This is a genomic window from Nostoc sp. DSM 114159, from assembly GCF_053470285.1.
Genome location: NZ_JBPFEH010000001.1, coordinates 4,534,453 through 4,549,428, shown reverse-complemented (window position 1 = coordinate 4,549,428; position 14,976 = coordinate 4,534,453). Strand labels below are relative to the sequence as shown.

Sequence of the window (14,976 nt, the reverse complement as noted above, 5' to 3'; positions counted from 1 at the left end):
AAAATAATCCGACAAATCAACCACTTGTAGAGACGCGATTCATCGCGTCTTTAACCATTCATCGCGTCTTTAACCAAGGATGTGTTGCAATCATTAATTGAATTGGTATACTCAAAAAGTAAATGAGCAAAATTTTTATATTAAATTCCTTACTATTGCTTTCTCAAATACTCAATCCAGAAGCCAAATTTTTAGATTTAAAAAATAAACTAGAAAAGAAAGGGTTTCAGGTAATCATTGCACTACCACCAAAACGAGGAGCTTATGGGTTATTAAGAGAAGCTGACAAAAAAATTTGGATTAATCCCGTAGTGTTTGAATTACATATTGGAACTCAAACACTAATCCATGAAACTGTTCATGCAGCGCAGGTATGTGCCGGAAAAGGAAAAATAAAAACTTTAGGTTTAGACATTCAACCAAGCAATTATGCTCGACCATTTTTTAGGCGCTATACCGATGTCAAACGACAAGATTTAGAAAGAGAAGCCTATGCAGTACAAACTCAACCTAATAGTTTTGAATTAGCTATATCTCTTCTTCAACAACACTGTAAATAGCTAGTTTAGTAAATGCAAAAGCTAAAGCGCCTTTATTTAACTGCTTTCTAATACAAAGTGTTATTGAGTACTAATATTGAGTGCAAATAATGCTTTAAAACACGAATTTATTAATTATTTTTTAGTACAAAATAACAATACAGATGCTTTGCAGGAGTTTCAAACTAATTTGAATGTTGAAGTAATCATAGTAATTGTCAAATTCATGTTGTCTTACTATCTATCGAGTACACGCATTTATAAGACGGTTTGGAAAACTAGGTTCTCTAGTATTAACTTGACACTCCTTTTTTCCAACTTCCCTGTTGTTTTTGATAACTCCTATAAAAATTCTCTCTTGTTGTAACTCAAATCGGCAAATAGCGTCATCAGAAGTGATAAAACTCGGTTCAAAGTTCTCATAAACACTAAAAATTTTACCATTTGGACATTTTACTCGCTCAACAAGATTAATATGATTACCTAGAGCTAATTGTACGATAAACACAAAAAGAATGAAACAGCCAAAAAATCCTGTTACTACAATACTAAAAAATTTTAGCAAGTCTTCTTTGAACAAAAAGCTATTGATAAATAGTAATAAAGGTGTGATATAAAAATATAATGCGGTAATTTTATTGAATAGGTCAAACTCAAAAATAATTTTGCTTGACCAATTTAAATCCCAGTTAAAAATGAGCGGTATTAGACTAATTATAATAACCTCTAAGTTGTCTGAAGGTCTATCAAGTCTACTTATCAAGAACAAACGAATCCATCGCCAAAAGTTTTTGAGAAGTTTCGCAATCTGCATTTTGAAATACTGGTATCTATAAATAATAATGCTTAATATAGCACTCAGATTTTATTTGTGAAAACATACTGACACTGAAAAGCCTGTTTGATCGGGGTTTTATCTAAATTACCTCCGATAAATGCATCCTTTATTGACTGTTATCGCAGTATTGAGCTAAGTACCCTGTGGTGTAAACAACGCTTGCTTAAGCTGCTGACAAGCCTTTTCTATTGCATTTATACTACCCGGATTCACTAGGCCAAAATAATCAAACACATAGACTCGGTTATTTTTAGTTGCTTGTAGTTGCTGCCAAAAAGCTTCCTTTTTCAACGAATCTAAAAGCGTCGCTTCTGAATTCCCTTGTGGAGGATTAACTAAAATTATCACCTCTGGATTTGCTTCTAAAACTTTCTCAGCCGAAAGCGTCACATAACCACCAATTGGGCTTTTTCCTTGTAAATCTGCTGCTATATTTTTCGCTTGAAATTTCGCCAGCAAATCTCCTGCCCAACTATTTTTATTTGGTGCTAAAATTGGTTGACGACTAACCAGTGCTAGTGTTGAAATACTCTGAGTTGGCTTATCTGGTAAGAAAGTTTTATAACGGTTTAACAAAGGCTGAGGATCGGCATTAATTAACTGAGCGAGCTTTTTAGTAAGTTCTTCTAGAGATTCCCAGCTATTCACCTTAGTGAGCAAAGTTTGAATTCCTAGCTGCTGAAGTTTTTGAATTGGAATGTTAGAAAAACCTTCAGCACCAATAACTAAATCTGGTTTGAGTGCTACTACTTTCTCTAAATTTGGCGGATTTTGGCCTTCACTAACACGCGGAACATCTTTAAATTTTGAGTCATTCTTAAATAGTTTACTCCCAGTAATTCCGACAACTTTTGTTCGATCGAGTCGGGAGAGAATGTCAGCAGAAAGTGAAGAAAGAGCAACAACTCTTTTTGCTGAACCTTTTAGTAATTGCTGAGAGTTTGTGTTAGTCGCCTCAGTGGTATTTTCCACTTTGGTTTGTGGTTGCTGAGTAGTTACAGTGGTGCAAGCAACTAAAACTATACTCAACAAAATTGCAAAAGCAGATAAGAGCCAACGACGATGCATATTAAAATTCTTTCTAAGGTAAGAATGGTATAAGATTGATATCGAGCCAGGATGTAATATACTGCTAACACAGATATACGACTATCCCAATGTAATTGTTCCAATCCCTAGTTAAACTTACTTCGTCTCCATCCAATTTTCACCAACACGCGCCTCCACAAGCAAAGGAACACTCAACTGCACTGCATTTTCCATCACCGATTTAATTTGTAGTTGTAATTCTTCCCACTCATTAGGGGGAATTTCAAATACTAATTCATCGTGAACTTGCAACAACAAACGCGCCTGATAGTTTTTCAAAACCTCATGCAATCTCACCATTGCAATTTTGATAATATCAGCGTTAGAACCTTGAATTGGTGCATTAGCCGCGGAGCGTAATAAACCTGCATCCAAAGCACCCAAATTCTTCAATTTACTCAGATCGATATCTTCTGGGTTACTGCCTTTTAGTTTGCGTAAACTGTTATTAGTAAAGTCAAAATAGCGACGGCGACCGAAAATAGTTTCTACATAACCACGAGCGATCGCTTCTTTTTTCACTCGCTCCAAATACGCAAATACTTTCGGATATCGTTCATTAAACCGCTTAATGAACTCGTTGGCAATGGTCTTATCTATCCCAGTTGAGCGTGAAAATCTTAGAGAACCCATTCCATAAATTACGCCAAAATTGATAGTTTTTGCTATTCCTCGTTCTTCTGAGGATATATTTTCTTTTTCAAAAACTAACCGCGCTGTCACAGTATGAACATCTTCATTTTGCTGATATGCTTGCACTAATATCGGCTCTTGACTTAAATGAGCCAAAATCCGTAATTCAATTTGTGAGTAATCAGCAGCCACCATTAACCAACCAGGTTCTGGCAAAAACGCCTTCCGAATCTGGCGACTAAAAGCTGTACGAATGGGAATATTTTGCAAATTCGGATTAGAAGAAGATAATCTACCAGTTGATGTTGCTGCTTGGTTAAAATCAGTATGTACTCGCTGGGTATCTGGACGCACCAATGCAGGTAATGCATCAACATAAGTAGACTTTAATTTAGATAGGGTGCGATATTCAACGATCGCTTTAACAAATCCAGTGTTATCATCTTCTTGAAGTCTTTCTAGTGTTGCTGCATCTGTAGAGTAGCCCGTTTGAATTTTACGAGAATGTCTGGTGCTTAACCCCAATTTTTCAAATATAATTTGGCTCAATTGCTTAGGAGAACCCAAGTTAAAATTTTCTCCAGCTATTCCAGTTGCTTCCTCTTTTAACCTGGCTAACTCAGTTTCTAAATGCTGCGAAAGTTCTTGTAAATAAGCTGAATTAATCCGAACACCTGTGTATTCCATTTCGGCTAAAACTGCTTCTAGTGGCTGTTCTACTTCCAAAAATAGCTTAGATAAAGCTGGAATTTTATCCAGATCCTCGCGCAATTTTGACACTAAACCAAAGGTAGAATAAGCATCCATCCCACAGTAATCTGCGACGGCGGGAATATCTATATCAGCGATATTTTTGCCTTTAGGAACTAAATCTAAGTAACTTTTAGCTATCAATCCCAAATATCGCAGCGACAAATCCATCAAATTATGACTTGAATCTGGATTTAGAATATAACTCGCTAGCATGGGATCAAACACCACTCCTGCCAAATTAATTCCTTGACTTCTAAGAACTAAGCGGTCAAATTTAGCATTTTGTAAAGCTTTGGGATAATCGGCACTTTCGAGAATTGGACGTAGTGTTTCCAGCACAAAATCTTTATGCAAATTTTCTCCAGTTTTGTGCCCTACAGGAATATAGGCTACCTCATCTGGTTGCGTTCCCCAACAACAACCAATTCCTACTAATTCAGCATCTCTTGGTTCTAAATCGGTAGTTTCAGTATCCCAAGCAACGGGTGTTTCTGGATTAGTGAATTTTTGCAAAACCCTCACTAACTCAGTTAATTTTGCTTCAGTGTTTATGATGCGTGGTGTAATTGGAGAAGTAGATTGTTGTGGAACTGCTGCTGTATCACTAGCACTGAAAAACCACAAATCATTATCTTCATCAGCGCTGAATTCTGAGTTAGTATTGGGATTAATTGCATTTGTTTTGGCTTCTTGATTATCTTCAACTTGGCCACCAAAACGTTGCTGAAGGTCGTTGATTCTACCTAAAAAAGACTTAAATTCTAATTTTTCTAAAATTGGTGATAAGACGTTTGTATCAAAGCCTTTTAATTTGCAATCTTCTAAATCAAATTCTATCGGGACATCTAATACTATGGTTGCCAAATAGCGAGACTTCTCGGCATCCTCTTTACCTGCTGCCAGTTTTTTCTGAGTTGCGCCTTTAATTTCATCTAACGCAGCATAAACATTCTCAAGTGAACCATAGGTATTTAGCAGCTGCACTGCTGTTTTTTCGCCAATTCCCTTGACACCAGGAATATTATCTGATTTATCACCACAAAGAGCTTTAAAATCAACAATTTGTGAAGGTAAAACGCCCATCTTCTCTTTGACTTGTTCTGCTTTAAATTCCGTGATGCTATTTGTAGAGCGCTTTAGGGCATCTGGACTAAAATTCAGAACAGTGATTTCTTTGTCAGAGTCGATTAGTTGAAATAAATCGCGATCGCCAGTCAGAATCTTCACCCTATACCCAGCCGCAGTTACTCGCTGTGCTAAGGTTCCCAAAATATCATCAGCCTCAAAACCAGGGGCAGTGAAAAAGGGTAGATTAAAGCCATTCAGCAACTCATGCAGGTTTGCTAAGTCGGGAATGAAGTCTTCTGGTGTTTCCGGGCGATCGGCTTTATAAGTCTCGTCCGCTTCGTGGCGAAAAGTTGCCTCAGCCAAATCAAAAGCGATCGCCATTGCTTGAGGCTGTTGTGTTGCCATTACTTCCAACAGGCACTTCACAAAACCAAAACATATACTGGTGGGAATCCCTGTTTTGGTACGCAGTCCTCCATCTCGCCCTTTGGCGAAAGCAAAGTATGAACGATAAGCGAGAGAGTGCCCATCTACGAGGATGAACGTGGGGCGTGTTGTAGTTGCAGAAGTAAAAGTTTCAGACATAGCCCTATTTTAGCTAGAAGCTTTGTCACATAGTTAGCAATTTCAAAGCTTTGGCTACCTTTATTGTTACTCCTTGATGTCAAGAAGCGGGTAAGCCCTCAGTTAACTGGTATCTTAAATTAAAGAACTTGAGTCAGACAACTGATTTAAAGGTAGATAAGCCACCTTCGCAAGCAATCAGATCGTCAAAATAAAAGTGCTGAAATCAGTTATGTATCAATTCATCGAGTAGCAATTTATCGATAAGTTGCCGATCGCGAATGCAGTTATCTTTACGATCCGAACCAGATACAGATTGGGAAACGCTCACAATTTACATAGGAGCCACATGAGTACAATCACGACTAAGGATGGTACGCAAATCTATTACAAGGACTGGGGACAGGATAGCCTATTGTCTTCAGCCACGGCTGGCCACTGAGCGCGGATGCTTGGGAATCGCAGATGTTTTTTCTCACCTCACACGGCCACCGCTGCATCGCACACGATCGTCGTGGTCATGGACGGTCGAGCCAACCGTGGAATGGCAAGGCGATCGCAGTTCAGGCAAATGTTGCCAATTGAGTGTGAGAGTCTGATGAAAGCAAACTATCTCCAAGGAGTTTTGCACCGATGGAAACAGCAGATGTCATTGTTATCGGCAGTGGTCAAGGAGGCATTCCACTGGCCGCTGATTTTGCCAATGAGGGACGTAAGGTTGTCTTGTTTGAGCGGGATGCTTTAGGTGGCAGTTGCATCAACTATGGCTGCACTCCGTCTAAAGCGTTCTTAGCAGCGGCTCATGCAGCAGGGCGATCGCGCCAGGCTCAGAAGTTAGGTATCCACACGGAAGTAGAAGTGGATTTTCCCGCTGTCATGGAGCGAGTTCGGGGAATCCGCAGCAGCTTTAATCAAGGGATTCACCAGCGATTGGAGACTGCGGGTGTCAAAGTCATTTGTGGCGAAGCTGCTTTTGTGGGTGAACGGACGGTCAAAGGTGGAGATGTTACCCTTCAGGCTCCTCTGGTAATTATTAACACGGGTACGTCATCGCTGATTCCTGACATTCCTGGACTTGCAGGAACTCCTTACCTGACCAACCGCAACTTCTTTGACTTGAACACCTTACCAGCCCGTTTATTGGTGATTGGAGGCGGCTATATTGGCTTGGAATTGGGACAAGGACTAGCGCGTTTGGGCAGTCAGACCCACTTAATTGTTCGGGGCGATCGCGTGCTTGGGCAAGAAGAGTCTGATGTCAGCGAGGTCTTAGCAGAAGCATTAAAGCAGGATGGGATTGGGCTTCATTTTGGAGTTAATGTCAATCACGTTGCTCATGAAAATAATCTGTTTAGGCTGACTCTAAGCAGTGGCGAACAACTTCAAGGAGAAGCGTTGCTGGTTGCGATTGGACGGAAACCCAATACAAGTGCATTAAATACAGCCGCCAGTGGAATTGAGCTAGACGATCGAGGATTTATTAAAATTGACGACCAGTTCCATACCACCTGTTCTGGAGTCTATGCGATCGGGGATGCTGCCAAACAGCCTGCCTTTACCCATGTGTCGTGGGAAGACTATCGCCGCTTAAAAGCAATTTTGTGTGGAGAAAACCGGACACGGAGCGATCGCGTTCTTGGCTATGCGGTCTACACAGAACCCCAGGTGGGGCGAGTGGGTATGACCTTAGAACAGGCTCAGAAACAAGGCATCAACGCGCGTGCTGTTACGTTATCCATGAGCCAAATTGCGCGTGCGATCGAGTGGGGGCATGACCTCGGATTTTATCGTATGGCGATCGACAGCGACACAGACAAAATTCTAGGAGCAACCCTGGTAGGCTACGAAACTGCTGAACTGGTGCATGTTTTTTTATCCCTGATAGAAGCAGGAGCAACCTGGCAGTTGTTAGAGCGATCGGTTCACATCCATCCCACCTATGGTGAAGCTTTACCCAGTCTGGCACGGTTGCTGCTTGGAGATAATATGCCAGGATGTCCGAATATGTGATATCGTGTCCGGTTAAAGACTTATCATGAAGACGGCAGGGGAGCAGGGGGAAAGAGGGTTTCCTGGTTTTTGCACAGATGCGGGAATTATAACTAATTAGGCGGACATCATATGAAGAGGTTTTATTGATGTACAACGTCAGTTGGCATTAATAATCTAAATGCCTAAGCCAAGAAGACATCCTCCTGACTCAGCTACAAAACTATTCTCTGTTTCGATTGCTCATTTACCCCTGGTACTAATGAGCTTTTTATATAGCCCAGTTTCTACGTATTTGCAGCTTTAGTACGGAAGCCAAGTAGAACCAACTCTTGGCAGATAAACCAGGCCAATTAAGTACGTGAGTATAAGCATAGTAACTAGATAGTAACTAGATCCTTAAGTTATCACCAGAAGTCAGGAATCTATCTTCTGAGCCTTTTATGTTTAATTAGGTTGACTTAGCTTACATCTCAGGAACCAACAAAAACTAGCTTAATATTTCGACATCAGATTACCACTATCAAAATCACTTTACCTTAATAAAACTTTATATATACCGTTGAAAAAGTCTATTTATCGAAGGAATTTAAACATAATAACTTTACAGAAAGTTACGTGTATTTATCAAGACTACAAGCAAAGTTTCGGAGTTAGAAATAGGTTAGTAATCCCGTAATGATTCGTTTCAGAAAGGCATCTTTTATCCATGACAACAAAACTATTCAACACTCTAGCTGCTGCTACAACCTTGGCAGGAATTGTTGCAACATCTGGAGCAGCTAATGCAGCTTCTCTCTCTTACAGTAGTTCCACTAATTACGATTTCACAAACATCATTGATGCACCTTTGAGCGTCCAAAAATTTGACTCATCTTTGGGCACACTCAAGGGTGTAACGATAAGTTTTACTGGCGACATACTTGGAAATGCAGGTTTTGAAAACAGGAGTCCAACCCCGACTCAAGTGACAGTAAATCTTGCTAGTCAACTCAACTTAAAACTAAATAATCAGTCTTTGTTTGCGCTCAATCCACAAGATATATCGAGTTATCAAGCTGCTAAATATGACGGCATCACTGATTATAGTGGCACCTCTGGAAAGACTATTTCTAATTTAACTGCCACACAATCTGCAACTCAGTCTTTCACCAATACCCAATTTTTGCAGTCTTTCACTGGTAATGGCGACATAGACTTTTTGTTCTCAGCTTTAGCCAACTCAGTAGTTACGGGTTCGGGCAACATGAGATCCTATATTGATACTTATGCCAAAGCAGGTATCAAAGTAACTTATGACTACGATGAGGTGAAAGCAGTACCTGAGTCTTCTGCCACACTGGGAATTGGTTTAATTGCTGGGCTTTGTTTGTTGTCACAACGCAAAAAAAGCTGGATCAAGATGTTTAATTAATAGACTTTCTTGAAGAGGTAGATTTCTTTTATCCTATCTATCAAGCAGACTCTCTAATTTAAATTAAAAAACCCGATTCTTCTCGAAAAAATCGGGTTTTTTATTGTGCTTATTAGGTTGAATTTTTAATAAGGTTTAAAACATCCTATTATTGGCGATCGCTATAAATAATTATTGATATGAAGTGGTTGATTAGAGAACCCAATTTTTTATATGACTCTCTACTGGTCGCCAGAGCCTGTTAACCTCTTACTGGAACTTAAAATTTAGGAAATTATGCCGAAAGCATCTACCGATCGTCAGGCTGCTGCAAAAGACATTAAACTACTAGTTTTGGATATAGATGGCACGATCGCCGGACACTCTAACACTATCAGCGAACCTGTAAAGCAAGCAATTTTTGCAGCGCAAGCACGAGGAATTCAAGTGGCGATCGCGACAGGTCGAATGTATCGTTCAGCCTTGCGCTTCCACCAAGATATCGGCTCTACCCTACCATTAATGGCCTATCAAGGAGCCTGGATTCAAGACCCGAACACCCAAAAAATTCATCGCCATTGGGTTGTTTCTAGAGAAATCGCCCACCAGTTACTCGACTATTTTGAACAGCCGGAATTGCGATCGCTTCTATCTGTTCACTTTTACATCAACGATCGGCTATACGTTCGTGAGTTAACCAGAGAAACCAAAATTTATGCAGAACGTTCTGGTATTATTGCGATTCCTGTGGGTGATTTACGTCAAGCCTTAACGAATGAACCGACAAAAATTCTTGCTTTGTCTGATGACACTGACTTAATCGATAAACTATTAGGAAATTTGCGCCGTCAATACACACCTGCTGAACTTTATATGACGACATCTGTTGCTACCTTTTTTGAAGCAACTAACGCCTCTGTAAATAAGGGGACTGCTGTACGTTACCTAGCCGAAGAGTTGCTGGGATTACAATTAGCCAACGTTATGGCGATTGGCGATAACTTCAATGATGTGGAAATGCTGGAGTATGCCGGACTTGGTGTAGCTATGGGCAACGCACCAGCAGGAGTGCAAGCGATCGCTAATTGGGTAGCTCCTAGCGTAGAGGAAGATGGGGCAGCAGTAGCAATTGAAAAGTTTTTGCTGTAGTGAAAGAATTTTTTCAAATCTAACCCATACAAATCAGAAAGGACACCGACGACTGGCCGTGTTTCGTCTCGGTGCCCCTGCTGGTTCGCTCCTCACACACCTGCTAATGTATCCGAGGTGGTGCATTGAGTCAATAGCTATATAAAAAGTTTTTATTTTTACCTAAGGGGCATTACCGATTTATAGCTCCAAAGGCGCAAAAACCCCCAGATTTTCCTCTAGGACAAATTTTAATACTGACTGAGTAGCCATGAGCAATCCCAGTCTAGCTTGGGCTAGCTCTGGTGAAGTAATTTTCACCTCACCCCAAATCCGGCAATTAGACCAAAACTTTTCAAAAGCTTGGCTCAAATTCAGTGCTACTTTTTCCCATTTCACAGAATCGCTAACATCAGGGCACTCTATGTTGTCTACCACTTGTATTAATTCGCCAATCAGACGACGCTCATCTGGGTGATTCAGTTGTAGTGTTCCGTCGCAATTAAGCCAAGGTAGTGGGTTAGGAAAAATAACATCCCAAAAAACTGGACTAGTATTTGGAACTGGTTCTCTAAGTTTAATCAATCCCTCTCGATGAGCCAGTAGCACTAGCGAACAGCAGCGTGCATGAGCATATTCAACAGCAAACAATGAATTGGGCATTGGGGATTGGGAAAGAGGAGGCAGGAGGCAGAAGTTCTTTAATTTTGAATTTTGAATTTTGAATTTTGAATTGATTTCTCCCCCTGCTCCCTGCTCCCTGCCCCCCATCTCCCCCTCTTCCCCTAAACTCCCGACTACGAGACTTTGTAACCAAGTCGCTAAGGCTGAGTGAGTTAATTCAAAATTTATCCAACCAGGGGGAACTATTTGGATGCTAAAAACGTCCTCACAAATCCCTGATAAATCTGAAGCGATCGCCCTAGCAAGCTCCATCGCTTTTCGATTCTGAGATTTTGATAGTCGCAAAGACACACTTGAGGTATAGATAACTCTATTGTCATTTCTACCTTTATGTAGAGGAATTTTTTCGTTTTTTATGCACTTATTTTCTATTCTATAAGTATCAATGCTTATCGATTTTATTAGATAACTATATAATAGCTGTTTGATTGACGTATATTTGCTAACTGGTGATTTATAATGCACGTAATATTATGGAAAGAGTGATGTAAGATATATTTGTTACATTTATGTCATCTATCTTGCGGTATAAATTTAATTTAGATAAAGAAAAATGAGAAGAGGATAAAATTTGATGAATAATCGATGAATAGTAAGTAAACTTTACTACCATCATTGTACAGTAGGAAGTATAACAAAAGAGTAGAGAGTAATTTGCTTTCTATTCTTTGGATTGGCTGGCGCTGTTAGGCGTTAAGCCTGCCTCGTCAACACAAAGACACTCCTTGCACCCTTTTATTTACGTCTTTGTCTTCAGCCGAACGCTCTTTGTTACCTATGCAATCTCCATCCTCCTTTTCTGAGGCATCACGGCCTTTTTTGACTTGGCAACGCATTCTTGACTGGGCTCAAGAACACTATCGTTGCCGCACCTTTAGCAAAGATGAGCGCATTCCAGCCCGGCCTGGATTGCTGTATTTGGTGCAAAGGGGTGCGATCCGTATGGTAGGAACCGCCCAAGTTAGTGCGACTGCCAGTCAGCTAACGTCTCGACGAATCAACAGAACTCCAGAAGAAGCGTTCTTGGGTTTTGTGGGAGCGGGACAGCCATTTGAAATTGTTGCTCAGTCACCATTCACACTCCAGGCTTACGCCCATGTCGATCAAACTGCGGTGCTGTGGATGTACTGGCATGATTTAGACAATTGGCCTCACTTCCGTCGCGAAGTTATGGATGCCTTTAGGTATCAGCACCAGCGTAAGCTGCTGTGGCTGAGTGCCTTGGGACAACGCCGCACAATTGACCGACTCTTAGGATTTCTCACATTGTTAATTGAGGAATATGGAGAGCCAGCAATGAGCGACACCGATCCTGATGTGATTCGCGGTTATTGTCTGCCCTTTCCCCTCACTCATGCCCAAATTGGTAGCGCGATTGGTTCGACTCGCGTCACCGTCACCCGCTTGATGGGTAAGCTGCGTCAACGTGGTTTAATCTTGACTCAAGGGGATAATCTCATTTGCTTGCCAGCAGAATCGATTAATAGAGCTAGTTAAGGTACAGTTCAGAGCGGCGATTTCCGCCACTCTGTCTTGAGTGCGATTCGCTCTTGTCAGCGAATTTTGACAAATCCGGCTTGGGTAATCAGTTGCTGTCCTTGCTCTGTCAGCAGTAAGTTGGCGTAAGCGACACCTGCTTGCTGCTCAGTCTGGCCATTCTGTTTGACCACCACAAACAGATTGCGGGTAATCGGGTATTTTCCTGATTGAAATGCCTCAATATTCAACTTGTTCCGTTTACCAGGACATTCAGACGGGAGGACAGAAGGTTCTTGGTATGGAGCAATGTATTGCCCTTGCGTGCGCCCCAACGGCAAGGACTTGATTGAGCATTGAGGAATCACCTCTGGGGCAGAAGCGTAGTAGATGCTACCAGGACTATCAGCCAATTTTTGCAAGGCTTGGGTGGTTGTGGAGATAAATTCTACATTGGAGCTGAAAGCTTGACCACCCAAGATGTCTTGGACAAAAAGTTCGACAGTACCGCCATCAGCAATACGACGAGAATAAGGCTTAATCGGGATATTGGGGCCGCCCACCTGGCTCCAATTATTGATTTTGCCTGTGTAAATTGACTTTAATTGTTCTACCGTTAGTCCTGGGATATTCAGGTTTGGGTTAACTGCAACCGCTAAACCATCAATTGCCACAGGAATTTGTTTCAAACTGAACCCACGCTGCTGGGCACGGCTTAATTCCGGATCTAGAACTGGTCGAGAGGACTGGGCAAAGGCTAGTTGACCGTCTATCAAGGACTGAATGCCAGTACCAGAACCAGGCGATGCATTGCTGGGTTCTACATAGCGCAGCCGTAACTCTGGCCGCGCGGCTTGAATTGCTGGATCGACTATTAGTCGAATCGGTGCCCAAGATGTACTGCCTCCGTAATTAAATAATCCTGTAGGAACATCCTTTACTGAAGTGAAAGTATTGCCACTAGGTTGTTCCGATCCGGTTTGGGGCGTTTTGGTGCTACCAGAATTAATTGTATTTAGATCGACACCAGATTTTCTACTAAACCACCAAAAACCGCCAGCTATTAGCCCGACGGTGATTAGGATGGATAATACAAGAATAGTTGTTTCATTTTTTTGAGACATAGTATAATTACCCGCGCGTCCATTCAATATAAGTGCTTTATAGGTGCTTGCTACTTGAGATTGTATTTGGAGGACGGGGATTTTGTTAGCAAATTCTGACTTTTAACTGCTTGAAAATTTAAAGTATAATATATAACATTTAAGTTATTCGTCTGCGATCTCAAGGTTTGAGTCGTGGTAAAAATAAATTGACAGTAAGATTTTTCCCCATAAAGCTCAATTTCCCATCTTGAGGGTTTTTCCAGGTTAAGTATTGGTTAATTTTTAATTTTTATTGGTGATTAACGCACTGGTTCAAAGTCATAACCAGTGCGAGAGCGAGAACCACGAACAATTTTTACAAGTTGCACTGAGGCATTGCGATCGCCTGATGCTAAAAACCGAATTGTACCAGAAGCACCAGTGGCAGAAAAGTCAGATGACAAGAGTGATTGTTGGACTCCCGCTCGTGTAGGATTACGTTCTAATGCCGCAATTAGAGCTACAGTGGCATCATAGCTGAGGGCGCTTCGCCAACTCACATCACCGCCCCATAACTGCCGCGATTTCTGGGGAAAATCTGACTTAGGATCGCTATCAATATGCCAGGGAACTGCCACTACCATCCCTACAGCTTGTTCTCTGCCAATTTCCAAAGTTTTAGCGGTGTAAACATCATCTCCCGCCAACAAAGTTAACTTTTTCTGATTAATTTGAATTACTTGCAGCGCTTTATCGAGAGTTTCAGTGTTAGCAGCTAACATCAACACTTCTGCACCTTGTTTAGTTGCTTGCTCTACACTTTTAGCTGCACTAAAATCCGCCCTGGATAAGTCAAATTCGCTAGCTACCTGTCCACCCTCTAGGGAAACAGATGAAACAAACTCCGACTTTAAAGACTGGCTATAGTTGCTCTGAGAATTAAAGAAAACCACTGCATTTTTTTTCTGCAAGGTTCTCACCATATAGTTAGCTAAAGTTCTCGCAGCCATAAAATCACTGGGAACTGTGCGAAAAACGTAGCGGCTAAAGTTAGAAATTTTGACAGATGTACTAGTAGAAGATATAGCTACAAGTTGTCCAGAAGTATAAATAGTACCTGCGGCTAAGGTGGAATCGCTAGTATTAGGCCCAACTACACCTAATACTTCGGAATTGCTGACTAGGGTAGAAGCGATTTGCTTGGCTATTTCTGGATTGTCGTCGTCATTAGCTATCCCTACCCTCAACGGTACTCCCTTGATTCCTCCTGAACTATTGACTTGATTTTGAGCTTGGGCTATGCCACGTAAAATTTCTAAAGCAGCATTGGGGTCAGTGCCGAATGGTACAGAGGCCACGATGGTATAGCTCCTGGAAGAACCGATTCGGGCATTGTTAAGAAAAATTAACGTTTCTGGATCGTTTCGATTGAGTTTTAAAGCAGCTGTGAAATTGGCGATCGCTTTATCATAACTTTTAGCTGCGATCGCCTGTACTCCTTCTTTTTTCACTGGAGAAATATCACCTGGAGTAAAAGATTTTTCTCCAAAACTAATACGGTCTTGTAAGGATGGATTGTTGCCTGGTTGTTGATTTGGAATGATGTTATTACCAATTTTGGCCCCATTGTTACTAAACCACCAAAACCCACCGCCAACTATGCCAGCTGTCAGCAGCAGAGCCAAAGCTAAAATTGTGGTTTCATTCTTTTGTGACATAAATAAGTTTCAATAAAAT

General features: G+C 41.2%; 12 protein-coding genes. 6 read left to right on the top strand and 6 right to left on the bottom strand.

The genetic code is table 11. From position 1 onward, the window contains the following. The first annotated feature begins 122 nt into the window (after positions 1-122). On the top strand, positions 123-560 hold the full coding sequence (locus ACR5KR_RS18775) for a hypothetical protein (protein ID WP_445631025.1): 438 nt from the start codon (positions 123-125) through the stop codon (positions 558-560). A 220-nt stretch (positions 561-780) separates the two neighbouring features. Here ACR5KR_RS18775 and ACR5KR_RS18770 read toward each other — a convergent pair whose 3' ends face one another. From ACR5KR_RS18770 to polA, 3 genes are all read right to left on the bottom strand, one after another. Next, on the bottom strand, positions 781-1,353 hold the full coding sequence (locus ACR5KR_RS18770; protein WP_445631026.1) for a hypothetical protein: 573 nt from the start codon (positions 1,351-1,353) through the stop codon (positions 781-783). 156 nt (positions 1,354-1,509) lie between these two features. Further along, positions 1,510-2,445, bottom strand: coding sequence for an ABC transporter substrate-binding protein (locus ACR5KR_RS18765; RefSeq protein WP_445631027.1), 936 nt, complete (start codon positions 2,443-2,445; stop codon positions 1,510-1,512). A 117-nt stretch (positions 2,446-2,562) separates the two neighbouring features. After that, positions 2,563-5,505, bottom strand: a complete 2,943-nt coding sequence (polA, locus tag ACR5KR_RS18760) for a DNA polymerase I (RefSeq protein WP_448267567.1) — start codon at positions 5,503-5,505, stop codon at positions 2,563-2,565. Positions 5,506-5,949: 444 nt separating this feature from the next. On the opposite strand from polA, the gene ACR5KR_RS18755 reads away from it, so the two are divergent. The 4 genes from ACR5KR_RS18755 to ACR5KR_RS18740 all read left to right on the top strand — a co-directional run bounded on the left by ACR5KR_RS18755 (position 5,950) and on the right by ACR5KR_RS18740 (position 10,015). Beyond that, positions 5,950-6,069 (top strand): alpha/beta fold hydrolase, encoded by a 120-nt coding sequence (locus tag ACR5KR_RS18755; RefSeq protein WP_448267566.1) that lies wholly within the window; start codon positions 5,950-5,952, stop codon positions 6,067-6,069. Between the two features lie 48 nt (positions 6,070-6,117). Continuing rightward, positions 6,118-7,494 (top strand): dihydrolipoyl dehydrogenase family protein, encoded by a 1,377-nt coding sequence (locus ACR5KR_RS18750; RefSeq protein ID WP_448267565.1) that lies wholly within the window; start codon positions 6,118-6,120, stop codon positions 7,492-7,494. A gap of 688 nt (positions 7,495-8,182) precedes the next feature. After that, on the top strand, positions 8,183-8,887 hold the full coding sequence (locus tag ACR5KR_RS18745; protein ID WP_445631030.1) for a choice-of-anchor E domain-containing protein: 705 nt from the start codon (positions 8,183-8,185) through the stop codon (positions 8,885-8,887). A 276-nt stretch (positions 8,888-9,163) separates the two neighbouring features. Then, the gene (locus tag ACR5KR_RS18740) at positions 9,164-10,015 is read left to right on the top strand and encodes a Cof-type HAD-IIB family hydrolase (RefSeq protein WP_448267564.1); all 852 of its coding nucleotides are present in this window, start codon (positions 9,164-9,166) and stop codon (positions 10,013-10,015) included. A gap of 180 nt (positions 10,016-10,195) precedes the next feature. Here the strand turns inward: ACR5KR_RS18740 and ACR5KR_RS18735 are convergent, their stop codons facing one another. Further along, entirely contained in the window at positions 10,196-10,930 is a 735-nt protein-coding gene (locus ACR5KR_RS18735) for a DALR anticodon-binding domain-containing protein (protein WP_448267563.1), read from the bottom strand. 525 nt (positions 10,931-11,455) lie between these two features. Here ACR5KR_RS18735 and ACR5KR_RS18730 point away from each other — a divergent pair. Further along, positions 11,456-12,175: a Crp/Fnr family transcriptional regulator gene (locus ACR5KR_RS18730; protein ID WP_096536235.1), complete on the top strand. Its 720-nt coding sequence runs from the start codon at positions 11,456-11,458 to the stop codon at positions 12,173-12,175. A 56-nt stretch (positions 12,176-12,231) separates the two neighbouring features. Here the strand turns inward: ACR5KR_RS18730 and ACR5KR_RS18725 are convergent, their stop codons facing one another. Both ACR5KR_RS18725 and ACR5KR_RS18720 read right to left on the bottom strand, forming a co-directional pair. After that, positions 12,232-13,278, bottom strand: a complete 1,047-nt coding sequence (locus tag ACR5KR_RS18725) for a PstS family phosphate ABC transporter substrate-binding protein (RefSeq protein ID WP_448267562.1) — start codon at positions 13,276-13,278, stop codon at positions 12,232-12,234. Positions 13,279-13,559: 281 nt separating this feature from the next. Further along, complete coding sequence (locus ACR5KR_RS18720; protein WP_448267561.1) at positions 13,560-14,957, bottom strand: ABC transporter substrate-binding protein; 1,398 nt, start codon at positions 14,955-14,957, stop codon at positions 13,560-13,562. Positions 14,958-14,976: the final 19 nt, after the last annotated feature.